The sequence below is a fragment of the Actinophytocola sp. genome (genome assembly GCF_035762905.1).
Classification (GTDB): Bacteria; Actinomycetota; Actinomycetes; order Mycobacteriales; family Pseudonocardiaceae; genus DASYTH01.
In genome coordinates, this window is sequence record NZ_DASUCC010000121.1 from 1 (window position 1) to 21,281 (window position 21,281).

22 protein-coding genes and 1 pseudogene are annotated in these 21,281 nt (G+C 72.5%); 9 read left to right on the forward strand and 14 right to left on the reverse strand.

From position 1 onward, the window contains the following. Positions 1-139 precede the first annotated feature (139 nt). Positions 140-1,063 (reverse strand): annotated as a pseudogene (gene lipA / locus VFV67_RS25130) (lipoyl synthase); the annotation flags it as partial. A gap of 4 nt (positions 1,064-1,067) precedes the next feature. After that, positions 1,068-1,481, reverse strand: a complete 414-nt coding sequence (locus VFV67_RS25135) for a hypothetical protein (RefSeq protein ID WP_326473102.1) — start codon at positions 1,479-1,481, stop codon at positions 1,068-1,070. An 81-nt stretch (positions 1,482-1,562) separates the two neighbouring features. Between VFV67_RS25135 and VFV67_RS25140 the strand changes: the two genes are divergently transcribed. Together VFV67_RS25140 and VFV67_RS25145 are read left to right on the forward strand one after the other, a co-directional pair. After that, positions 1,563-2,165 (forward strand): TetR/AcrR family transcriptional regulator, encoded by a 603-nt coding sequence (locus tag VFV67_RS25140; protein ID WP_326473103.1) that lies wholly within the window; start codon positions 1,563-1,565, stop codon positions 2,163-2,165. A gap of 5 nt (positions 2,166-2,170) precedes the next feature. Next, a complete protein-coding gene (locus VFV67_RS25145; RefSeq protein ID WP_326473104.1) occupies positions 2,171-3,229 on the forward strand; it encodes a hypothetical protein in 1,059 nt (352 codons plus the stop codon). Here VFV67_RS25145 and lipB read toward each other — a convergent pair. From lipB to lpdA, 4 genes are read right to left on the reverse strand one after another with little or no spacing between them, the layout of a single operon-like run. Beyond that, positions 3,196-3,948 carry a lipoyl(octanoyl) transferase LipB gene (gene lipB, locus VFV67_RS25150; protein WP_326473105.1) on the reverse strand — a complete coding sequence of 251 codons (753 nt, stop codon included), beginning with the start codon at positions 3,946-3,948 and terminating at the stop codon, positions 3,196-3,198. The genes VFV67_RS25145 and lipB overlap by 34 nt on opposite strands. Positions 3,949-3,957: 9 nt before the next feature. Beyond that, positions 3,958-4,848 carry a TIGR01777 family oxidoreductase gene (locus tag VFV67_RS25155; RefSeq protein WP_326473106.1) on the reverse strand — a complete coding sequence of 297 codons (891 nt, stop codon included), beginning with the start codon at positions 4,846-4,848 and terminating at the stop codon, positions 3,958-3,960. Then, a complete protein-coding gene (sucB, locus tag VFV67_RS25160) occupies positions 4,849-6,651 on the reverse strand; it encodes a 2-oxoglutarate dehydrogenase, E2 component, dihydrolipoamide succinyltransferase (RefSeq protein ID WP_326473107.1) in 1,803 nt (600 codons plus the stop codon). Positions 6,652-6,674: 23 nt separating this feature from the next. Beyond that, a complete protein-coding gene (gene lpdA, locus VFV67_RS25165; protein WP_326473108.1) occupies positions 6,675-8,045 on the reverse strand; it encodes a dihydrolipoyl dehydrogenase in 1,371 nt (456 codons plus the stop codon). Positions 8,046-8,165: 120 nt separating this feature from the next. On the opposite strand from lpdA, the gene VFV67_RS25170 reads away from it, so the two are divergent. Continuing rightward, on the forward strand, positions 8,166-8,489 hold the full coding sequence (locus VFV67_RS25170) for an oxidoreductase (protein ID WP_326473109.1): 324 nt from the start codon (positions 8,166-8,168) through the stop codon (positions 8,487-8,489). A 52-nt stretch (positions 8,490-8,541) separates the two neighbouring features. On the opposite strand, the gene VFV67_RS25175 is transcribed toward VFV67_RS25170, so the two are convergent. After that, the gene (locus VFV67_RS25175; RefSeq protein WP_326473110.1) at positions 8,542-10,038 is read right to left on the reverse strand and encodes a leucyl aminopeptidase; all 1,497 of its coding nucleotides are present in this window, start codon (positions 10,036-10,038) and stop codon (positions 8,542-8,544) included. A 51-nt stretch (positions 10,039-10,089) separates the two neighbouring features. Between VFV67_RS25175 and VFV67_RS25180 the strand changes: the two genes are divergently transcribed. Further along, the gene (locus VFV67_RS25180) at positions 10,090-10,971 is read left to right on the forward strand and encodes a hypothetical protein (protein WP_326473111.1); all 882 of its coding nucleotides are present in this window, start codon (positions 10,090-10,092) and stop codon (positions 10,969-10,971) included. 60 nt (positions 10,972-11,031) lie between these two features. Continuing rightward, on the forward strand, positions 11,032-12,132 hold the full coding sequence (locus VFV67_RS25185; protein WP_326473112.1) for a branched-chain amino acid aminotransferase: 1,101 nt from the start codon (positions 11,032-11,034) through the stop codon (positions 12,130-12,132). A gap of 3 nt (positions 12,133-12,135) precedes the next feature. On the opposite strand, the gene cobS is transcribed toward VFV67_RS25185, so the two are convergent. The 3 genes from cobS to VFV67_RS25200 are packed head-to-tail and all read right to left on the reverse strand — an operon-like array spanning position 12,136 to position 14,476. Then, the gene (gene cobS / locus VFV67_RS25190; protein WP_326473113.1) at positions 12,136-12,870 is read right to left on the reverse strand and encodes an adenosylcobinamide-GDP ribazoletransferase; all 735 of its coding nucleotides are present in this window, start codon (positions 12,868-12,870) and stop codon (positions 12,136-12,138) included. Positions 12,871-12,877: 7 nt separating this feature from the next. Beyond that, positions 12,878-13,945 (reverse strand): nicotinate-nucleotide--dimethylbenzimidazole phosphoribosyltransferase, encoded by a 1,068-nt coding sequence (gene cobT / locus VFV67_RS25195; RefSeq protein ID WP_326473114.1) that lies wholly within the window; start codon positions 13,943-13,945, stop codon positions 12,878-12,880. A gap of 3 nt (positions 13,946-13,948) precedes the next feature. Next, entirely contained in the window at positions 13,949-14,476 is a 528-nt protein-coding gene (locus tag VFV67_RS25200) for a bifunctional adenosylcobinamide kinase/adenosylcobinamide-phosphate guanylyltransferase (protein ID WP_326473115.1), read from the reverse strand. Positions 14,477-14,499: 23 nt separating this feature from the next. Here VFV67_RS25200 and VFV67_RS25205 point away from each other — a divergent pair, with 23 nt between their 5' ends. Beyond that, positions 14,500-14,703 carry a hypothetical protein gene (locus tag VFV67_RS25205; protein WP_326473116.1) on the forward strand — a complete coding sequence of 68 codons (204 nt, stop codon included), beginning with the start codon at positions 14,500-14,502 and terminating at the stop codon, positions 14,701-14,703. Between the two features lie 21 nt (positions 14,704-14,724). On the opposite strand, the gene VFV67_RS25210 is transcribed toward VFV67_RS25205, so the two are convergent. Together VFV67_RS25210 and VFV67_RS25215 are read right to left on the reverse strand one after the other, a co-directional pair. After that, complete coding sequence (locus VFV67_RS25210; protein ID WP_326473117.1) at positions 14,725-15,705, reverse strand: aldo/keto reductase family protein; 981 nt, start codon at positions 15,703-15,705, stop codon at positions 14,725-14,727. A 51-nt stretch (positions 15,706-15,756) separates the two neighbouring features. Continuing rightward, positions 15,757-16,407 carry a DUF3043 domain-containing protein gene (locus VFV67_RS25215; RefSeq protein WP_326473118.1) on the reverse strand — a complete coding sequence of 217 codons (651 nt, stop codon included), beginning with the start codon at positions 16,405-16,407 and terminating at the stop codon, positions 15,757-15,759. A 48-nt stretch (positions 16,408-16,455) separates the two neighbouring features. Between VFV67_RS25215 and VFV67_RS25220 the strand changes: the two genes are divergently transcribed. Continuing rightward, complete coding sequence (locus VFV67_RS25220; protein ID WP_326473119.1) at positions 16,456-17,565, forward strand: glycerate kinase; 1,110 nt, start codon at positions 16,456-16,458, stop codon at positions 17,563-17,565. Between the two features lie 116 nt (positions 17,566-17,681). Further along, on the forward strand, positions 17,682-18,041 hold the full coding sequence (locus VFV67_RS25225; protein WP_326473120.1) for an iron-sulfur cluster assembly accessory protein: 360 nt from the start codon (positions 17,682-17,684) through the stop codon (positions 18,039-18,041). A gap of 64 nt (positions 18,042-18,105) precedes the next feature. On the opposite strand, the gene VFV67_RS25230 is transcribed toward VFV67_RS25225, so the two are convergent. Further along, on the reverse strand, positions 18,106-18,276 hold the full coding sequence (locus VFV67_RS25230; protein WP_326473121.1) for a hypothetical protein: 171 nt from the start codon (positions 18,274-18,276) through the stop codon (positions 18,106-18,108). A gap of 107 nt (positions 18,277-18,383) precedes the next feature. Between VFV67_RS25230 and VFV67_RS25235 the strand changes: the two genes are divergently transcribed. Then, complete coding sequence (locus VFV67_RS25235) at positions 18,384-19,319, forward strand: carbohydrate kinase family protein (protein ID WP_326473122.1); 936 nt, start codon at positions 18,384-18,386, stop codon at positions 19,317-19,319. A gap of 10 nt (positions 19,320-19,329) precedes the next feature. Here VFV67_RS25235 and asnB read toward each other — a convergent pair whose 3' ends face one another. Then, the gene (gene asnB, locus VFV67_RS25240) at positions 19,330-21,258 is read right to left on the reverse strand and encodes an asparagine synthase (glutamine-hydrolyzing) (RefSeq protein ID WP_326473123.1); all 1,929 of its coding nucleotides are present in this window, start codon (positions 21,256-21,258) and stop codon (positions 19,330-19,332) included. Between the last annotated feature and the right edge of the window lie 23 nt (positions 21,259-21,281).

A 21,281-nucleotide genomic window follows, 5' to 3' on the forward strand; every position in this document is an offset into this window, starting at 1 on the left:
CGGCCGGCGTCCTTCGGGCCACGGCCGGCCTTGCCGCCGGGAGCGGTCGCGTCTGAGGGCTTGCTGCGTGCCATGCCCACAGGATAGGGGCGCGGTCACGTCCCTCCCGCGTGCGGCGCGGGGGTCAGCCCTGGCGAGTGAGTCCGCGTGCCTCGATCGCCTGCTGGTACAGGCGTCCGGCGCGGTACGAGCTGCGCACCAGCGGCCCGGCGAGGACGCCGGGGAACCCGATCCGCTCGGCCTCGGCCTGGAAGCCGACGAACTCGTCGGGCTTGACCCAGCGGATCACGGGGTGGTGCCGCGGCGAGGGGCGCAGGTACTGGGTGATGGTCAGCAGATCGCAGCCGGCGTCGTGCAGGGCCTGCATCGTTTCGACGACCTCGTGCGGCTCCTCGCCCATGCCCAGGATCAGGTTCGACTTGGTCACCAGGCCGGCCTCGCGGGCCGCGGTGATGACGTCGAGCGAGCGCTGGAACCGGAAGCCGGGGCGGATCCGCTTGAAGATGCGCGGCACCGTCTCGACGTTGTGCGCGAGCACCTCGGGGCGGGAGGAGAAGACCTCGGCGAGCTGGTCGGGGTCGGCGTTGAAGTCGGGGATCAGCAGCTCGACGCCGCAGCCGGGCAGCTGGCCGTGGATCTGGCGCACCGTCTCGGCGTAGAGCCAGGCGCCGCCGTCGGGGAGGTCGTCGCGGGCGACGCCGGTGACGGTGGCGTACCGCAGCCCCATGGTGGCGACGGACTCGCCGACGCGGCGGGGCTCGTCGGCGTCGAACTCGGCCGGCTTGCCCGTGTCGATCTGGCAGAAGTCACAGCGCCGGGTGCACTGGTCGCCGCCGATGAGGAAGGTGGCCTCGCGGTCCTCCCAGCACTCGAAGATGTTGGGGCAGCCGGCCTCCTCGCACACCGTGTGCAGGCCCTCGCGCTTGACCAGGCCCTTCAGCTCGCGGTACTCCGGACCCATCCGGGCCCGGGTCTTGATCCACGGCGGCTTCTTCTCGATCGGCGTCTGGCTGTTGCGCACCTCGAGGCGCAGCAGCCTTCGTCCCTCCGGCGCGATCGTCACATGGTCAGACTACGCCCGCGACCTGCGGCGCAGCGGCGGCGGTCAGGTCCAGCCCGGCGGCAACGGCGAGCAGTCGGCGCTCGCCCGCCAGCGCCGCGGCGACGGCCGGGTCGGCCTCGTCGGCGAACCGGTCGATCAGCCGGCGCAGCACGACGTGGTCGGCCGCGCCGGCCCGCCACGCCGCGGCGACCGCGTCCACCGGGTCGGCGCCGGGCCCGGCGTCTGACAGGGCGACCCCCAGGCGCCCGGTCAGCGCCAGGAGCCACTTGTAGTGCAGGGCGAGCAGCAGTTCCGTGCGGCCGCCGAACACCTCGGCGCACGTCTCGTCGAACGGCAGCGGCCCGTCGGGTTCCTGGCCGGCCCGGTCCAGCACCGCGTTCAGCGCGTCCCGTCTCCGGTAGTGGTCCGCCCAGCTCACGATGGCTCCCCTCGTCGTTCATACCATTGGTTTGCAGCATACCGTCGGTATGTGATCGGTAGGGTTGTGAGGGTGGTGACATTGCGGTCGAGGCGTCAGGACTACTCCGAGTCGACCCGGCAGGCCCTGGTGGACTCGGCGGTGGAGCTGTTCACCAAGAACGGCTACGCGGGCACCTCGCTGGACGCCGTGGCCAAGCGGGCCCGGGTGACCAAGGGCGCGCTCTACCACCACTTCGACGGCAAGCAGGCGCTGTTCGAGGCCGCCTTCGACGTGGTGGAGCGGGCCGCGGTGGAGCGGCTGCGCCGGGCGGTGGCCAGCGCCGAGCCGGCCTGGGAGCGGGCCATGCGCGGCGTGGACAGCTACATCAAGTCCTGCCTCGAGCCGTCCTACCAGCGCATCGTCGTGCACGAGGGCCCGGTGGTGATGGGCTGGGAGCGCTGGCGGGAGACCGAGGAGAAGTACAGCTACGGCCTGGTCCGGACCACCATCGAGGACCTGATGGCGGCCGGCGAGATGGTCGAGCTCCCGCTCGAGGTCACCACCCGAATCCTGTTCGGCGCCCTGTCCGCAGGCGCCGCCGTCATCGCCGGCGCCGCCGACCCCAAGAAGGCCGGCGCCGAGGTCTCCCGCACAATCGTCGCCGTCATGACGGGCATGCGCGGGCAGGCCAGGGGAGGGTGAGGCCGGTGTCCACCACCGAGCGGCTCCCGGCCGAGTTACCGCCGCCGGACACCGACCGGCCGGCCGCGGCCGACCCGGTCACCGGTCCCCTGCTGGACAGCTGGGCCAGGCGGATGAGGAGCGCCAGGTGGTCCTGGCCGGTCGTCTTGTGCCTCGCGGTCGGGCTCGGGACGAGCCCGGTGCTGCCCGGCTACTACTTCTGGATCTGGGCGCTCGGCCTCGTGCTGGCGGTCGCGGGGCTGATCCACGGGCACCTCGTGCACGGCCGGTGGTGGCCAGCGGCCCGAGCCGCGCTGCCGGCGCAGGCGTGGCGGCCGGTTCCGGCCGCGGTCGTCGGCCGCCGCGTGCTCGAGCCGGGTGCCGGGACACTGCCCGGCCACCTCCGGGTGACCGGGCTGCACGAGGCGGAGCGGCAGCTGATCGCCCGGACCGGCCGGATCTGGGTGGTCGGCCCGGATCGGCGGGGCTGGCTCACGGTGCGCCTGGACGGTACGCCCGGGCTGTATCCGGCCCGGCTGGTCCGCCCGCGCACCGGGTTGCCGGCGCTCACCAGCCGGCCGTCCGGTACCACGGGGACGGCGGCCGACGACCCGGTCACCAACGCGCTGGCCGTCTGGCGGCGCAGGTGCCTCGGCGGGTGGCTCGGGATTGCCGTGCTGCCGATCCTGGTCGTGGCGTTCGCCCCCGGCCGGGTGGACCGCTGGCTGCTGGTCGTGGCGCTGGTGGTCGGCCTTTCGCTGCCCATGATCGTTCCGGCCCGGCCGCGGTGGTTCCTTGCGACGTCGCGGCTGCCCCGGTTGTTGCGCGCCGGCGCGTGGACCCGGGTGGCGGTGACCTTGCGGCCGTGGGAGATCCGGCTCGACGGCACCGCCAATGCGACCGGCACGGTGCAGCCGGACGGCGGCGCTTGCCTGGACATCTCGCTGCCGCTGGCGACGACCGAGCTGCTCGGGACGATGTGGCGGACCGGCACCGTGTGGCTGGCCGGCGAACCGGACCCCGGGCGCACGGTGGCGGTGGGCTTCCCCGGCTATCCGTTGCTCGGGGTGGCGCGGTTGTCCTGAAGCACGAACGTCACGCCGGGGGCCTGCGGTTCGGCGCGGGGGAGCCAGCGGTCCTCGACCGGGAGGGTGCCGTCGAGGGCGGCGAGGACGCAGTCGCGGGCCAGCGGAAGAACCTCGGTGACCGGGACGTCGCGGCCCAGTTCGGTGGACAGGGAGGTCACCCCGGCGTCGCGGATGCCGCACGGGACGATCCGGTCGAACGCGGTCAGGTCGGCGTTGCAGTTGATCTCGAAGCCGTGCATGGTGACCCCGCGCTGGACCCGGATGCCGATGGCGGCGATCTTGCGCTCCGGGCGGGCGGCGGTGGCCGGCAGCCAGACGCCGCTGCGGCCCTCGACCCGGCCGGTGGGCACACCGAGCTTGTCGCACACGGTGATCAGCGCCTGTTCGATGCGGCGCACGTACTGCACCACGTCCACCGGCTCGGCCAGCTTGACGATCGGGTAGCCGACCAGCTGCCCGGGGCCGTGCCAGGTGATCTTGCCGCCGCGGTCCACGTCGATCACCGGGGTGCCGTCGGTCGGCCGCTCATCCGGCGTGGTGCGCTTGCCCGCCGTGTAGACCGAGGGATGCTCGAGCAGCAGCAGCGTGTCCGGCCCGGCATCCTCGGCGCGTGCGGTCAGCCGCTCGCGCTGCACCGCCCAGGCGGCCAGGTAGTCGATCACCCCGAGCGGCCGGACCTCAACCGGCGCGGTGCTGGCACGGCAGGAAAGACTCACGACTGGAGGCTACGCCCGGCCCTCCAGGTCGGCCAACGCCGCGTCCAGCTCGCTGAACCGGTAGGCAAAACCGTTGTCCTGCAACACCTTCGGCACGGTTCGCTGGCCGGAGAGCAAGTCGTCGGTTGCCTCGCCGAGCACGACCCGCAACGCGAACGGGGGCACCACCCACGGCGCCGGCCGGCGCAGCGCCCGGCCGAGGGCCGCGGTCAGCTCCGCGTTGGTCACCGCCCGCGGCGTGGACACGTTGACCGGACCGGAGATCCCGGTGTGCTCCAACAGGAACCGGATCGCGGCCGCGGTGTCGGCGACGTGGATCCACGGCATGTACTGCCGGCCGCTGCCCAGCCGGCCGCCCAGCATCAGGCTGAACAGCGGGCGCAGCCGACCGAGCAAGCCCCCACGGCTCGACAGCACGTGCCCGGTGCGCAGCCGCACCACCCGCGCCCCGGCGTCGGCGGCGCGGTGCGTCGCCGCCTCCCACTGCTCGCACAGCCCGGCCAGGAAGCCGGTGCCGGCCGGCGCCGTCTCGTCCACCTCGCGGTCGCCGGTGTCGCCGTACCAGCCGATCGCGGACGCGTTGACCAGCACGGGGATGCCCCGGTCGGCGACCGCCGCGGCGAGCACCTCGGTCGGCTCCACCCGGCTGTCCAGCAGCACCTGCTTGCGGGCGTGGCTCCAGCGCCGGTCGCCCACCCCGGCGCCGCACAGGTTGACCACCGCGTCCACCCCGTCCAGGGCACCCTCGTCGAGCCGGCCGGCCGGCGGATCCCAGCCACGCTCGCCCGCCGCGGTCGGGCGCCCGCGGACCAGCCGGACCACCTGGTGCCCCGCGCCGCGCAGCTCTGGCAGCAGCGCGGTCCCGATCAGTCCGGACGATCCGGCGACGGCGACGCGCACCTACAGACCCAGGTCGGCCTCGAAGTTGCCCTCCTCCAGCCGGCGCTTGACCGTGGTCAGGAACCGGCCGGCGTCCGCGCCGTCGACCAGGCGGTGGTCGTAGGTGAGCGCCAGGTAGACCATCGAGCGCACGGCGATCGTGTCGTCGCCGTCCTCGTTGGGGAGCACCACCGGCCGCTTCACCACCAGCCCGACGCCCAGGATGCCGACCTGCGGCTGCGGGATGATCGGCGTGTCGAACAGGGCCCCCTGGCTGCCCAGGTTGGTCACCGTGAAGGTGGCGCCGACCAACTCGTCCGGCGTGACCTTGTTGGCCCGGGTGCGCTCGGCCAGGTCGGCGATGGCCCTGGCCAGACCGGCCACGTTCAGGTCGCCGGCGTTGTGAATGGCCGGGGAGAGCAGCCCGCGCTCGGTGTCCACCGCGATGCCGAGGTGCTCGGCGCCGTGGTAGGTCACCTCCTGGGTCTCGTCGTTGATCGAGGCGTTCAGCTTCGGGTGCTGCTTGAGCGCCTCCACCGTGGCCTTGGCGAAGAACGGCAGGAAGGTCAGCTTCACGCCCTCGCGCTGCTCGAACGCGGACTTCGCCCGGGAGCGCAGCTTGGCGACCCGGGTGACGTCGACCTCGACCACCTGGGTGAGCTGGGCGGCGGTCTGCAGCGACTCGACCATCCGGCGGGCCACGGTCTGGCGCAGCCGGCTCAACTTCTCGGTCTTGCCGCGCAGCGCCGCGGCCTGCGGCGAGGGCTGCACCGGGGCGGCGGCCCGGGGGCTCGCCGCGGGCGCGGCGGCCGGCTGGGCGGCCTTGGCCTTGGCTGCCTCGGCCGCGGCCAGCACGTCCTGCTTGCGGATCCGCCCGCCGATCCCGGTCCCCTTGACCGTGGTCAGGTCGATGTCGTGCTCGCTGGCGAGCTTTCGGACCAACGGCGTCACGTACGGGGCGGCGCCGTCGGTGGAGGCGCGCGCCGCGGGCTCGGGTGCCGGCTCCGGCCGCTGCTGCGGTTGCTGCCGCGGCTGGGATTGCGGTTGCGGTTGCTGCTGGGCGGCCTGCGGCTGCGGGGTCGGTTCCGGCTCCTGCTGAGCCTTGGCCGGCTCGCGCTCCGGCTGCGGCTCGGATTCGGGTTCCGGTTCGGGCTCCGCCGCGGCGTCGCCGGCCTCGCCGACGACCGCGAGCTGGCCGCCGACCTCCACGGTCTGGTCCTCGCCCGCGGTGATCTGCAGCAGAGTGCCGGCCACCGGCGACGGGATCTCGGTGTCGACCTTGTCGGTGGACACCTCGAGCAGCGGCTCGTCCACCTCGACGCGGTCGCCGACCTGCTTGAGCCACCGGGTCACGGTGCCCTCGGTGACGCTCTCGCCGAGCGCCGGCATGGTCACCGAGGTGCCCGAGCGGCCGGTCGCCGCGGCCGGCGAGTCGGGATGTTGCTGCGGGCCCGCGCTCGACGGCGCCTCGGCGCGCTCCGGTTCCGGCTCGGATTCCTTCTCGGGCTCGGGCTCCGGCTCCGGTTGGGCCTGCTCGGCGTGCTTGGGCTGCTCCTCCTGCGGCGGCGGCGCCCCGCCACCACCCTCGCCGTCGCCGATCACCGCGAGCTCACCGCCGACCGCGACGGTCTCGTCCTCCTGGGCGACGATCTTCTGCAGCACGCCGGCCGCGGGCGAGGGGATCTCGGTGTCGACCTTGTCGGTGGACACCTCGAGCAGCGGCTCGTCCACCTCGACGCGGTCGCCGACCTGCTTGAGCCACCGGGTCACGGTGCCCTCGGTGACGCTCTCGCCGAGCGCGGGCATCTGGACGGAGATCGCCATGTCTTCGCTGACTCCTCGTGAACTCAGGCGTGGACGTGTAGCGGTTTGCCGGCCAGGGCGAGGAATGCCTCGCCGAGGGCCTCGTTCTGGGTCGGATGGGCGTGAATCAGCGGGGTCACGTCCTCCGGGTAGGCCTCCCAGTTGTAGATCAGCTGCGCCTCGCCGATCAGCTCGCCGACCCGGTCGCCGACCATCGTCACGCCGACCACCGGGCCGTCCGGCGCCTTGACCAGCTTGACCCCGCCGGCCGTCTTGAGAATCTGGCTCTTGCCGTTGGCGCTCAACGCGAGCACGTAGGTCTCGGCGTTGCCGTACTTCTCCTTGGCCTGCGCCTCGGTCAACCCGACCGAGGCCACCTCCGGCTTGCAGTAGGTGACCCGCGGGATGCCGGCCTCGTCGATCGGCGCCGGGTTCAGCCCGCCGATCTCCTCGGCGACGAAGATCCCCTGCTGGAACCCGCGGTGCGCGAGCTGCAGGCCGGGAACCAGGTCGCCGACCGCGTAGACGTTGGGCAGGTTGGTGCGCAGCCGGTCGTCGGTGAGCACGAACCCGCGCTCCATCCGGACCCCGGCCTCCTCGTAGCCGTGGCCGGCGCTGTTCGGTCCGCGGCCGACCGCGACCAGCAGCAGGTCGGCGTCGAACGACTCGCCGGACTCCAGCGCGACGGTGACCGCGGTGTCGGTCTGGGTGGCGCCGGTGAACTTCACCCCGGTCTTGTACTTGATGCCGCGCTTGCGGAACGCCCGCTCGAGTTGCTTGGAGGCCCACTCGTCCTCGAGCGGAACCAGCCGGGGCAGCGCCTCGACGATCGTCACGTCCGCGCCGAACGAACGCCACACGCTGGCGAACTCCACGCCGATCACGCCGCCGCCGAGCACGACGACGCTCTCCGGCACGTAGTCCAGGTGCACCGCCTGATCGCTGGTGATGATCCGGCCGCCGATCTCCAGGCCGGGCAGGGTCTTGGCGTAGGAGCCGGTGGCCAGCACGACGTTCTTGCCGGTGTACCGGTCGCCGCCGACGGTCACCGTGTTCGGCGCGCCGAAGGTGCCCTCGCCGTCCACCACGGTGACCTTGTGCGCCTTGGCCAATCCGGTCAGGCCCTTGAACATCTGGCCGACGATGCCGTCCTTGTAGGAGTTCACCCCGGCCATGTCGATGCCCTCGAGCGAGGACTTCACGCCGAACTGATCGCCCTCCCTGGCCAGGTCGGCCACCTCCGCCGCGTGCAACAGCGCCTTGGTCGGAATGCAGCCGCGATGCAGACAAGTGCCCCCCAGCTTGTCCCGTTCAATCAGGACGACGGACAGGCCGAGCTCGGCGGCACGGAACGCACAGGCGTAGCCACCCGACCCGCCGCCCAGGATCACAAGGTCAGCGGAGGTGTCAGTCACGGAGGTCTCCTCGACAAGCTTCATCGACTTGGCTTTTTCACACGCCATCTTGTCACTACGTAGGGCAGGCTTGCGACATGGCCAGGGGCCGGCACCTTGATCGGGTTCGGAGGTGGTGACGTGGGGCTTTTCGACTCGCTGCGCAAGAAGCGCAAGGCGGGTACGGTCCGCGGGGCGACCAGGCAGGACACGGCGCATCTCGAGCAGTGGGCGGCAGAGCGGCGCGGAGTCGAGGCCTTCGTCGAGCCGCGAACGCACGTGACCGAGACGACCGTGCTGCTCGTCGCGCACGACGGCGAATGGACCCGGCGCCGGGTCTCCAGCGCGGATGCCGCCTTCGAGTTCGCCAAGAAGCGATCGATGCCGATCTACGAGGTGGAGCGGGTCGGCTATCCCAAGCGCATGCGGGAGTACCAGGCGCGGCAGAAGCGCGCGGGTGGCTGACGGCCGCGGGTTTCCGCGCGAACAGGACGTTGTGCGCTGAGTGCTCGGCGAATCAGCCGTGCTCGGCGATGTCGGCGAGGAGGGCGGCGAGCGTGCGGACCGGAACGCCGGTGCCGCCCTTGCCGGTGTAGCCCCATGGCGAGCCGTTGTTGTAGGCCGGGCCGGCGACGTCGATGTGCACCCAGGGCAGGTCCTCTGGCACGAACTCCTTGAGGAAGATGCCGGCGGCGAGCATCGATCCCCAGCGGTGCCCGGTGACGTTGGCCAGGTCGGCGAGCTTGGAGTCCAGGTCGCCGCGCAGCTCCTCGGGCAGCGGCATCGGCCAGCCGCCCTCACCGGTGGCCCTTGCCAGTTGGGCGACCCGGTCGCGCAGCTCGTCGCTGCCCATGATTCCGGCCGTGCGCCGGCCGAGCGAGACGATCTGCGCGCCGGTCAGCGTGGACGTCTCCACCAGGTAGTCGGGCCCGTCCTCGGCCGCCCGCACGATCGCGTCGGCCAGGATGAGCCGGCCCTCGGCGTCGGTGTTGAGCACCTCGACGGTCTTCCCGCCGTACATGGTGAGCACGTCGCCCGGCCGGTAGGCCGCGCCGGACGGCATGTTCTCCGCCATCGGCACGGTGGCGACGATCTCCAGCGGGTAGCCGAGCCGGGCGGCCAGCACGGTGGTGGCCACGATCGCCGCCGCGCCGGACATGTCGGAGGTCATCTCCTCCATGTGCGTGGCCGGCTTGATCGAGATGCCGCCGGTGTCGAACGTGATTCCCTTGCCCACCAGGGCGACCTTCGTGCGCGCCTTCGGGCCGCGGTAGCGCATTCGGACCAGCCGCGGCGGCCGGGTGGAGCCGCCGCCGACCCCGAGGATGCCGCCGTAGCCGCCCTTGCGCAGCGCCTTCTCGTCCAGGATCTCCACCTCGAGCCCGGCCGCCTTGCCCATCGCGGCCGCGCGCTCGGCGAACGAGGCCGGGTAGAGATCGTTGGGTGGGGTGTTGATCAGGTCCCGGGCCGCGGCCACCGCCTCCGCGATCGCCGTCGCGGCCTTGAGGGTGGCCCGGTGCTGCCGGGCCGTTCCGTCCGCCGGGGCGGCGAGGTCGACCCGGGACACCGCACCGTTCTTGTTCTCCGATTTGTACGTGTCGAAGGTGTAGGCGCCGAGCACCGTGCCCTCCACCGCGGCCTGAAGGTCCACAGTGGACAGAGTGGTCACCGCGCGGCTGACCCCGCACAGGTCACGCGCGGCGGCCCCGGCCGCCCGGCGAACCTGCTCGGCGGTCACCGTGCCGTCCGGGTCCGGCTTGCCCAGGCCGGCCGCGACCACCATCCGGGCCGTCATTCGGCCCATGGTCGGCACCTTGACGACCTCGTCGGGTTTGCCGGTGGCACCGAGCGTGCCGAGCACCGCGAGCAACTCGCCGCCGAACGCCGCGTCCACCGCCTCGGCGCCGGGGGCCAGGCCGACTCGGTCGCCCTCCTGGATGACACCGACGATCACGGCGTCGGCCGCGACCTCGGTCACCGCGGTGGTGGTCAGGGCCAGCTTGGGCAGGATCACGAACGCTCCTCGGTTGTCCGGTGTCCAGGAATGCTAGCTACCCTGTGGCCGGTGTCGTACCAGGTCCCGTCCGGTCTGGCCGCCATGCTGGGGGCCGGGATTCTCGCCGGTCTGGCCCCTGCGGCCTCCGTCGCGGGTGCCTGGCTGCTGGTCGGCCTGGTATTCGCCGCGGCGGCGGCTGTCGGATGTGGACTGTCTATTCGGGACAGACTGGGAATACTGGGAATTCTTGGTCGGATCGCAGGCGCGTCGGCCGTCGCCACTACTTTCGGAGCCTACCTGCTGCCGGCCCATCCGCTACCCGCCGCGATCGTGCTGGTAGCGGCCGGTACGGGGCTGACCATGGCCGGGATGCGGCCGTCGCGGACCTTCCTGGCGGTGGGGGCGGCACTGGTGCTCGCCGTGCTGGTGCTGTTCGTGGTGGTGTGCTTCGCGGTCGCGCCGCCCGCGGGGAATCCGGACACCGGTGGCCCGGCCGGGCTGCCGGCGGCCACGGCGCTGATGCTGTTCTGCTTCCTCGGGTTCGACCGGGCCGGGACCGGTGACCGGCGGCGGCGCTGGCCGGTGCTGGCCGCGATCGGCGTCGCCCTCGTGGTCTGCCTCGCGGTCGGCGGCGCCGCGCTGTACCAGTTGGGCAGCGCCCGGCTGGCGCTGTCCGACGCGCCGTTGCTGGACGCGCTGGCCGCCGCGGACGCCGCCGGGCTCGGCCCGGTGGTCACCGCCGGCGCCGCGCTCGCCACTGTGCTCGTCCTGCTCGGGCTGTTCGACGACCTGCGCCAGGTCGGCCGGCCGGTGCTGGTGCCGGCGGCCGGGGTCGCCGCCGCGGCCGGCGCGGCCCTGCTCCCGGTGCCGGTGGCGATGGTGGCCGCGGCCGCGCTGATGGTCGGCCAGTACCTGGTGGGCGGCCGGGTCTGGCACGGTTCAGTTTCCTAGGACGTCCGATCCTCGAGATCGCGATTTTCCGGTGACCGAAACGAGGGATACCGTTGCCTCATGACGACACCGATGCCGTTCTCCCGGACCCCCAACCCGCATCCGGCGACCCCGGAGCGCGTTGCGGAGGTACTGGCCAACCCCGGTTTCGGTCAGCACTTCACCGACCACATGGTGACGATCCGCTGGAACCGCACACAGGGTTGGCATGATCCGCTCGTCGAGCCGTACCACACGGTTCCGCTCGACCCGGCCGCGATGGTCCTGCACTACGGGCAGGCGATCTTCGAGGGGCTCAAGGGCTACCGCCAGCCCGACGGGTCCATCGCGTCCTTCCGTCCGGAGGCGAACGCGGACCGGTTCCGTCGATCGGCCCGCCGGCTGGCCATGCCCGAGCTGCCGGAGGAGTTGTTCCTGGCCTCGCTGCGGGAGCTGATCGCGGTCGACGGCCGGTGGGTGCCCGAGCAGAACGAGGAGTCGCTGTACTTCCGGCCGTTCATGTTCTCCACCGAGAAGGGCCTCGGCGTCCGCCCGGCGGGGGAGTACCTCTACGTGCTGATCGGCTCGCCGGCCGGGTCGTACTTCGCCAGCGGGATCAAGCCGGTGAGCGTGTGGCTGTCGCACGAGTACGTGCGCGCCGCGCCCGGCGGCACCGGGGCGGCCAAGTTCGCCGGCAACTACGCCGCGTCGCTGGTCGCCCAGGCGCAGGCCGCCGAGCAGGGCTGCGACCAGGTGGTCTGGCTGGACGCGGTGGAGCGCCGGTGGGTCGAGGAAATGGGCGGCATGAACCTGTTCTTCGTGTTCGGCTCCGGTGCGGACGTCCGGGTGGTCACCCCCGAGCTGTCCGGCTCGCTGCTGGCCGGCGTCACCCGCGACTCGCTGCTCACCCTGGCCGGCGAGTTGGGCTTCGCGGTCGAGGAGCGCCGGATCTCCACCGAGGAGTGGGAGAAGAAGAACGAGTCGGGTGAGCTGACCGAGGTGTTCGCCTGCGGCACCGCGGCGGTGATCACTCCGGTCGGCTCGGTGAAGCACACCGACGGCGCGTTCACGATCAACGGCGGCGGCACCGGACCGGTCACCATGAAGCTGCGCGAGGCGCTCACCGCCATCCAGCGCGGCACCGTGCCGGACAAGCACAACTGGATGACGACCCTGTCCTGACCGTCAGGCCAGGGTGCACACGACCAGCACGGTGGTGACGGCGGTCTCGCAGGCGGCGCCGAGCACGTCGCCGGTGATGCCGCCGAGCCGCCGGCGGGCGTGCCACACCAGCAGCAGCACCGCCCCGGCCGCCACCGGCACCCCGAACAGGCCGAGCCACCAGTGCGGCAGCGTCGCCACGCCGCCGGCCACGGCCAGCAGGGCCCACCAGCCGGCCACCACGCCGGCCGGCTGCGAGCCGGCCACCAGCGCGCCCAGTCCGTCCGGCCGGGCGGCCGGCGTTCCCGGTAAGCAGCACAGCCCGAACGCCGCCCGCCCGGCCACCAGGGCCACCGGCACGGCGGCCCACCGCTCGCCGCCGCCGAGCGCGCCGAACGCACTCGCCTGCGTGCCGAGCACCACGATCAGCGTGACCACGGCGAACGGTCCGGCGCCGCCGTCGCGCATCACCGCGAGCGCCCGCTCGGGCGGGCCGTAGCAGCCGAACCCGTCGGCCGTGTCGGCCAGGCCGTCCAGGTGCATTCCGCGGGTCAGCCCGGCCAGCATGCCGACGGTCAGCAGCCCGGCCACCAGGCCCGGCATGCCGGCCTGGTCGGCCACGAACAGCGCGAGGGCGGCCGCCGCCCCGAGCAGCAGCCCGACCAGTGGCGCGAGCATGATCGCCCGCCGGCCGGCGGCGGCGTCCACCTGGACCGGGCCGACCGGCAGCACGGTCAGCCAGGACAGCGCCAGTCGCACGCCGGCCCTACCGCTCGGACCGGCCCGAGACGCCGGCCTCGTCGAACGTGCTCATCTCGGCGAGCACCCGGACCGCCATCGACACCAGCGGGATGGCGGCCGTCGCGCCGGCGCCCTCGCCGAGCCGCATGTCCAGCTCCAGCAACGGTTTCAGGTCCAGCTGGTCCAGCGCCATGGTGTGCGCGGGCTCCACAGAGCGGTGCCCGGCCAGCCACCACTGGCTCGCACCGGGGGCCAACTCCTCGGCGATCAGCGCGGCGGCGGTCACGATCAGCCCGTCCAGCAGCACCGGCGTGCGCCGGACCGCGGCCTGGGCGAGGAACCCGGCGATCGCGGTCAGATCGGCGCCGGCCACCGTGCGCAGCAGGCCGTGCGGATCCGCGCTGACCCGCCGGGCCCGGCGCAGCGCGTCCCGGATCGCGGCGGCCTTGCGCATCCAGCCCGCGTCGTCGATCCCGGAACCCCGGCCGATCACCGCGACCGGTTCGTTGCCGGTGATGGCGGCGACCAGCACCGCTGCCGGCGTGGTGTTGCCGATCCCCATGTCGCCGGCCACCAACAGGTCCGCGCCGCCGTCCACCTCCTCGTCGGCGACCGCCCGCCCGGCCGCGAGCGCCGCGCGCATCTCGTTCTCGGTCTGTGCGTCCTCGGTGTCGATCGAGCCGGACGAGCGGCGGACCTTGAACTTGGCCACCTCGTCCGGGGTGTCGGCGGAGTCCACCGAGATGTCCACCACCCGCACGCTGGCCCCGGCGGTCTCGGCCAGCACGTTGATCGCGGCGCCGCCACCGAGGAAGTTGCCGACCATCTGGCCGGTCACCTCGCTCGGGTAGGCGGACACGCCCTTCGCGGCGATGCCGTGGTCGCCGGCGAAGATCACGATCCGGGGCCGGGTGAACGGCAGCGGCGGGCACTGGCCCTGGCAGGCCGCGACCCAGGCACCCAGTTCCTCGAGCCGGCCGAGGGAGCCGGCCGGCTTGGTCAGCTGCTCGTGCCGGTCGAGGGCGGCTCGCCGGACCGACTCGTCCGGCGGTAACACCGGCGCGAAGACCACCAGCTCCGTCTCGCTGGCCACGCGTTACCTCCCAGGTTTCAGGCGCAACGGGAGGCCGGCGACCAGCAGCACAACATCCGTGCAGCGGTCGGCCAGGGCCGCGTTGAGCGCACCGAGCTCGTCACGGAAGAGCCTGCCAGAGCGGGTTTGCGGTACCACGCCCAGCCCGACCTCGGCGGAGACCAGCACCAGGTCGGTCCGGCAGGACCCGGTCGCGTCGGCAAGCGCGGCGCCGGCCCGCCGCGCGGCTGTCGGCGGGCCGGTCCAGCCGCCGGTGTCGTCCAGCACGCCGGTCAGCCAGGTGCCGATGTCGTCGACCAGGATCGGCGGATCGCCCGCGGCCGCCGCGCGCAGCACGTCGACCGGGTCCGACTCGACCGTGCGCCAGGTCGCCGGGCGGCGCGCCACGTGCGCGGCGATCCGGGCCGACCACTCGGCGTCGGCCGGGTCCCGCCGCCCGGTGGCCACGTAGGTCGCCGGCCCCGCGCCGAGCAGCCCCTCGGCATGCGCGGACTTGCCGGACCGCGCACCACCGAGCACAAGTGTCCGCACGGCCGCACGCTACCTTGTCCGCCATGGACTTCCGGTGGCGCTACGCCGACGGCACCGGCGCCGACGTCCCCGGCCCCGGGCTGGCCTTCGCCGACCAGTCCACCGCCGAGGACTGGCTGTCGGCCAACTGGCCCGACCTGCTCGACGGCGGCATAGCCGAGGTCACCCTGCTGCACGCCGGCGAGGTCGTCTACGGCCCGATGAGCCTGCACCCACCCGAGACCTGACTCGCGGGTGTGCTCGTCGGGTCAGCCGCCGAGGCGCGGGTCGTACTCGACGATGCCGTTGAGCACCTTGTCGATCTGGGCGAGCACGTCGGCGTCCAGCTTCACGCCGGCCGCCTTGACGTTCTCCCGGACCTGCTCGGGGCGGGTGGCGCCGATGATCGCCGAGGCCACGTTGGGGTTCTGCAGCACCCAGGCGACGGCGAGCTGGGCCTGGGACAGCCCAAGGCCCTCGGCGATCGGCTTGAGCTGCTGGACCCGCTCGAGCACCTCGTCGCGCAGGAACCGGGCGATGAAGTTCTTGCCCTGCTCGTCGGTGGCCCGGGAACCCTCGGGCGGGGCCTGGCCGGGCAGGTACTTGCCGGTGAGCACGCCCTGGGCGATCGGCGACCAGACGATCTGGCTGATGCCCTCCTGCTCGCAGGTCGGGACCACCTGCGCCTCGATCACCCGCCAGAGCATCGAGTACTGCGGCTGGTTGGAGATCAGCTGGATGCCCAGCTCGCGGGCCAGGGCGGCGCCCCGGGCGATCTGGTCCGCCTTCCACTCCGAAACGCCGATGTAGAGCGCCTTGCCGGTCCGCACCAGGTCGGCGAACGCCTGCATGGTCTCCTCGAGCGGAACCGTCTGGTCGAACCGGTGCGCCTGGTACAGGTCGACGTAGTCGGTCCGCAGCCGGCGCAGCGAGGCGTTGGCCGACTCGATGATGTGCTTGCGGCCGAGGCCCTTGTCGTTCGGGCCGCCGGGTCCGGTCGGCCAGTACACCTTGGTGAAGATCTCCAGGCTCTCCCGGCGCTGACCGTCGAGCGCGCGGCCGAGCACCTCCTCCGCCCGGGTGTTGGCGTACACGTCGGCGGTGTCGAACGTGGTGATGCCCGAGTCGAGGGCGGCCCGCACGCACTCGTGCGCCTGCTCCTCCTCCACCTGGGACCCGTGGGTGATCCAGTTGCCGTACGAGATCTCGCTGACGGACAGGCCGCTGCGGCCGAGGCGACGAAACTCCATGCGCCCAACCTAGCGTCAAGTCGTTCGCCAGGCTAACTAGCTGGTGCCGCTCTAGGTCACCTTGTCGCCGGGCTGCAGCCGGGGCTTGGGGATGCGCAGCTTGCGGAGCTGGGATGCGCGGATGAACGCGTACCAGCCGACCGACAGGCCGCGGACGTTCTCCTTGGGGAACTTGGCTCGGGCCAGCGCGGTGTACCGGCGGCCGTTGAACACGCCCTCCAGGATCATCCCGATCAGCATCACCAGGCACAGCAGCGTGGCGTAGCTCTGCAACGCGGGCGACGGGGCCAGCAGTGAGACGAACACCACGATGGCCAGCGGCATGAACAGTCCGAGCAGGTGGCGGCGCGAGTCGACCAGGTCACGCACGTAGGCCTTGACCGGGCCGCGGTCTCTGGCCGGGAGGTACTTCTCGTCGCCGGCCATCATGCGCTGCCGCTGCGCCACCCGCATCTCCCGGCGCTTGGCGGCGAGCGCCTTGCGCTCCTCCTTGTTGCCCCGGCCGCGCCGGAGCGCCTCGCGAGTGGTGCGCGGCGGCGGCGGGACCGGGCCGCGCCGGCGCGACTCGGCCTCGCGGCGCTTGGGGGTCGGCCGGCCCTTGCCCGGCGTGTGCCCCTTGGTCGCGGTGAGATCCTCCGCCCCCGGCTCGGCCTCGCCGACGGGTTCGGTGCTCTCGGTGGTGTTGCGGCGCAGAAACCTCACGGCGTCAGCGTAGTCAACGCCGGTCCGCGGCTCGCTACCCTCCGGTTCATGCGGGTCCTGATCGCTCCCGACTGTTTCGGCGGGACACTCAGCGCGACCGAGGCGGCGGTGGCCATCGCCAGCGGCTGGCGCACCGTGGCTCCCGAGGACGAGCTGGTGCTCTGCCCGCAGGCCGACGGCGGCCCCGGCTTCGTCGACGTGCTGCACCACTCGCTCGGCGGGCAGCTGCGGCACCGGTCGGTCTCCGGTCCGCTGGACCGCCACGTGTCGGCGTTCTGGCTGGAGCACGAGGGCACCGCCTACATCGAATGCGCGCAGGCCTGCGGGCTGCACCTGGTGCCGCCGGCGGACCGCAGTGCACTGGCCGCGACCACGATCGGGGTCGGCGAGCTGGTGCGGGCCGCGCGCGACTCCGGCGTGCACACCGTCGTGGTCGGCCTCGGCGGCTCGGCGAGCACCGACGGCGGTTCCGGGCTGCTCCGCGCGCTCGGCGCGATCCCGGTGGACGCCGGCGGCGACGTGCTGCCCCCGGGCGGCGGGCCGCTGGTCGACTGCGCCCGGCTGTCCGGCTCGCCGGAGCTGGGTGACGTCCGGCTGATCGCCGCATCGGACGTGGAGAACCCGCTGCTCGGCGAGCTGGGCGCGGCCCGGACGTTCGGCCCGCAGAAGGGCGCCGACGAGCTGGCCGTGCGCCGGCTGGAGCGGGCCATGGGGCGCTGGGCCGACGTGCTGGCCGAGGCGACCGGGCGGGACGTGCGGGACCGGCCGGGCGCCGGGGCGGCCGGCGGTCTCGGCGCCGCGCTGCTCGCACTCGGCGCCGAGCTGGAATCCGGTGCGGGGCTGGTGCGCCGGCTGAGCGGGCTGGGCCCGGCCATGGACGGGGCCGGGTTGGTGATCACCGGTGAGGGCAGCTTCGACTGGCAGTCGCTGCACGGCAAGCTGGTCACCAGTGTGGCCGCCGCGGCGGCCGAGCGCGGGCTGCCGTGCCTGGCGCTGGCCGGCCAGGTCAGCGTCGGGCGGCGGCAGGCGGCCGCGGCCGGCGTGGAGCGGGCCTACTCGGTGGCCGAGCACGCCGGCTCGGTGGCGGCGTCGCTGGCCGACCCGTCCGGAACGCTCGCCGCGCTGGCCGCGCAGGTGGCCGGCCAGTGGCGGTTATGACCCGAATCACTGGTCCAGCGTGAGTCGATACCCCGGTCCGGCGAGTGTGACACCATGGGAAGAAATCGGGAGTGATCCCGGTTGTGCGGGTCAGAAGCGAATCTCGAGGGAGAACGATGACCTCCGCGAAGCAGGACACGGATACGGCCACCCACGGCGTTGAGTTGACCGAAGCCGCCGCGAGCAAGGCCAAGGCGCTGCTCGACCAGGAGGGTCGCGACGACATGCACCTGCGCATCGCCGTTCAGCCAGGCGGCTGCGCCGGACTGCGCTACCAACTGTTCTTCGATGAGCGCACGCTCGACGGCGACCTGTTCCGGGACTTCAACGGCCTGAAGGTGGCCGTCGACCGGATGAGCGCGCCGTACGTGCAGGGCGCGACCATCGACTTCGTCGACTCGATCGAGAAGCAGGGCTTCACCATCGACAACCCGAACGCCTCGGGTTCGTGCGCGTGCGGTGACTCATTCCACTGAGTGACGACTGTCTCCCGAGGGTCGCGTCCGCTCCGGTCGCGGCCCTCGGGCGTTCCTGCCCAGGTCAGACGTATTCGTCGAGGTCCTGGACCTGGGCAAGGCAGGCGTCGTCGACCTCCCAGTGGGTCGCCGCCCGGGGCAGCGGCAGGTAGCTCCGCTCGGCCCGCAGGGAACTGGGGATGTCCGCGCAGTCGGCGATCAACTCGGCCATCGACTCGGGTTCTGGCGCGTTCACACAACTGACCGTAGGCCCACCGGGACCGACTGCAAAGTCAGGGTCACCGGGTAGGGTCGTCTCTTGTGCCTGTAGCGGTTTCCGGAAGCATTGCCACCGACCACCTGATGCATTTCCCGGGGCGGTTCGCCGACCAGTTGGTCGCCGATCAGCTGCACCGGATCTCGCTCAGCTTCCTGGTCGACGATCTGGTCGTCCGCCGGGGCGGGATCGGCCCGAACATCGCGTTCGGCATGGCGGTGCTCGGCTGCCGCCCGGTTCTGGTCGGGGCGGTGGGAGCCGACTTCGCCGACTACCGGTCCTGGCTGGAGCGGCACGGCGTGAACTGCGCCGGGGTGCACGTGTCCGAGGTGGCGCACACCGCCCGGTTCGTCTGCACCACCGACGACGACATGTGCCAGATCGCCTCGTTCTACGCCGGTGCGATGGCCGAGGCGCGGCAGATCGAGCTGGCCCCGATCGCCGACCGGGTCGGGGGCCTGGACCTGGTGCTGATCAGCCCGGACGACCCGGAGGCGATGCTGCGGCACGCCGAGGAGTGCCGGCAGCGCGGGTACCCGTTCGCCGTCGACCCGTCCCAGCAGTTGGCCAGGATGGACGGCGCGCAGATCCGGGAGTTCATCGGCGGGGCGGACTACCTGTTCTCCAACGACTACGAGTGGACCCTGCTGCTGCGCAAGACCGGCTGGTCCGAGGCCGAGGTGCTGAGCCGGGTCGGGATGCGGATCACCACGCTCGGCGAGAAGGGCGTGGAGATCGTCTCGGCGAACGGCGACTCGATCCACGTCGCCGCCGTGCCGGAGTCCGTCAAGGCGGACCCGACCGGCGTCGGCGACGGCTTCCGGGCCGGGTTCATCGCCGGCCTGACCAAGGGCCTCGGCCTGGAGCGGTGCGCGCAGCTCGGGTCGTTCGTCGCGGTGAGCGTGCTGGAGACGGTCGGCACCCAGGAGTGGCTGTTCGACCGGGCCGTCGCGCTGAGCCGGATCGAGGGTGCCTACGGCCCGGACGCCGCGGCCGAGGTCGGCTCGATCCTGCCTGGGTGAGTGTTACGGCTCAGAGCTTGACCGGGTAGTGCGGCTCGGGGATCTCCGGGGTGATCCGGCGCTCCACGAAGATGCCGTGCCAGAGCATGAACACCAGCAGGGCCCAGATCCGCCTGCTGTGGTCCAGGTTGCCGGCCCGGTGTTCGTCGAGCAGCCGCAGCACCGCGTTGCGGTCCAGCTCTTCCTCGGTCTGCGACTTGACGATGATGTCCCGCGCCCAGTCGTACATCTCGTCGCGCAGCCACAGCCGGATCGGCACCGGGAAGCCCAGCTTGCGCCGGTTCAGCACGTGCCCGGGCACCACCTCGCGCAGCGCCTGGCGCAGGGCGAACTTCGTGGTCTCCTTGGTGATCTTCTGCTCGAGCGGGATGCGGGCCGCGACCTTGAACACCTCGGGGTCGAGGAACGGCACGCGCAGCTCCAGCGAGTTGGCCATGGTCATCTTGTCGGCCTTGACCAGGATGTCGCCGCGCAGCCAGGTGAACAGGTCCACGTGCTGCATCCTGGTGACCGGGTCCCAGCTCGCCGACTCCCGGTACGGGCCGGCGGTGACGTCGGCGTGCCCGACCTCCGGGTCGAACGTGTGCAGCACCGACCGGAGCTGGTCGTCCCGGAAGATCCGGGCGTTGCCGTAGTACCGCTCCTCGAGCGACAGCGCGCCGCGGCGGAGCAGGTCCTTGCCCCGGGTGCCCTCCGGGATCCGGGTGGACACCTTGCCCATCGCCTTGCGCAGCGCGCCGGGGACCCGCTCGAACGGCCGCAGCGACAGCGGTTCGCGGTAGATCGTGTAGCCGCCGAACAGCTCGTCGGCGCCCTCACCGGAGAGCACCACCTTGACGTGCTTGCGCGCCTCGCGGGCGATGAACCACAGCGGGACCAGCGCCGGATCGGCGACCGGGTCGTCCAGGTACCACACGATCAGCGGCAGCGCGGCCATCATCTCCTCGGCGCTCACCGTGCGCACCACGTGCCGCACGCCGAGCGCCGCGGCCGACTCGGCGGCCACATCCACCTCGGAGTAGCCCTCCCGCTCGAACCCGGTGGTGAACGTGATCAGGTTCGGGTTGTGCCGCTTGGCCAGCGCGGCGATCGCGGTCGAGTCGATGCCGCCGGACAGGAACGAGCCGACCGTGACGTCGGCGCGCATGTGCTTGGCCACCGAGTCGCTGAGCACCTCGGCGATCTCGTCGTAGAGCCGCTCGGCGTCGCCGGCGTCGCGCACCGGCCGGGCGTCGAACCGCGGCGTGAAGTACCGCTTGAACACCGGCGGCTCGCCCGGGGAGACGGTGAAGCAGGTGCCCGACTCGACCCGGCGGATCAGCGTGTGCAGCGACTCCGGCTCCGGCACGTACTGCAGCACCAGGTAGTGCTGCAGCGCGGTGCGGTCCAGTTCGGACCCGATGCCGACCGTGCCGGCCAACTCCAGCAGGGACTTCTTCTCGCTGGAGAACGCCACCCCACCGGGGCCGCTCGCGTAGAACAGCGGCTTGATGCCGAACGGGTCGCGGGCGCCGAACAGCTCACCGCGCTCGGTGTCCCAGATCAGGAACGCGAACATGCCACGCAGCCGGCCGACCGCGGACGGGCCGAGGTAGTGGTAGGCCGCCACCACGGATTCGGTGTCGCCGTCGGTGTTGAACTGCGCGCAGTGCAGGTCGGCGAGCTCCTTGCGCAGCTCCAGGTAGTTGTAGATCTCGCCGTTGAACAGGATCGCGTACCGGTCCGGCGACTCCGGCGGGCCCCAGCGCAGCGGCTGGTGGGACCGCTCGATGTCGATGATGGACAGCCGGTTGAAGCCGAACACCGCCTCGCCACCGGCCCAGGTGCCGGCCTCGTCCGGACCGCGGTGGCGCTGGCAGCGCAGCGCGGCGCTCACGGCGGTCCTCGCGGATCCGGCGTCGAGCTCGGAGGGACAGATCAGGCCAAGCAGACCACACACGCTTCCGTCGCACCTCTCGTTCG

Excerpts from the sequence above, each read along its gene's own strand:
- VFV67_RS25220 (WP_326473119.1), top strand. The coding sequence starts at position 16,456 with ATGCGGGTCCTGATCGCTCCCGACTGTTTCGGCGGGACACTCAGCGCG.
- VFV67_RS25225 (WP_326473120.1), top strand. The coding sequence starts at position 17,682 with ATGACCTCCGCGAAGCAGGACACGGATACGGCCACCCACGGCGTTGAG.
- VFV67_RS25210 (WP_326473117.1), bottom strand. The coding sequence starts at position 15,705 with ATGGAGTTTCGTCGCCTCGGCCGCAGCGGCCTGTCCGTCAGCGAGATC.
- VFV67_RS25235 (WP_326473122.1), top strand. The coding sequence starts at position 18,384 with ATGCATTTCCCGGGGCGGTTCGCCGACCAGTTGGTCGCCGATCAGCTG.
- VFV67_RS25205 (WP_326473116.1), top strand. The coding sequence starts at position 14,500 with ATGGACTTCCGGTGGCGCTACGCCGACGGCACCGGCGCCGACGTCCCC.
- VFV67_RS25185 (WP_326473112.1), top strand. The coding sequence starts at position 11,032 with ATGACGACACCGATGCCGTTCTCCCGGACCCCCAACCCGCATCCGGCG.
- sucB (WP_326473107.1), bottom strand. The coding sequence starts at position 6,651 with ATGGCGATCTCCGTCCAGATGCCCGCGCTCGGCGAGAGCGTCACCGAG.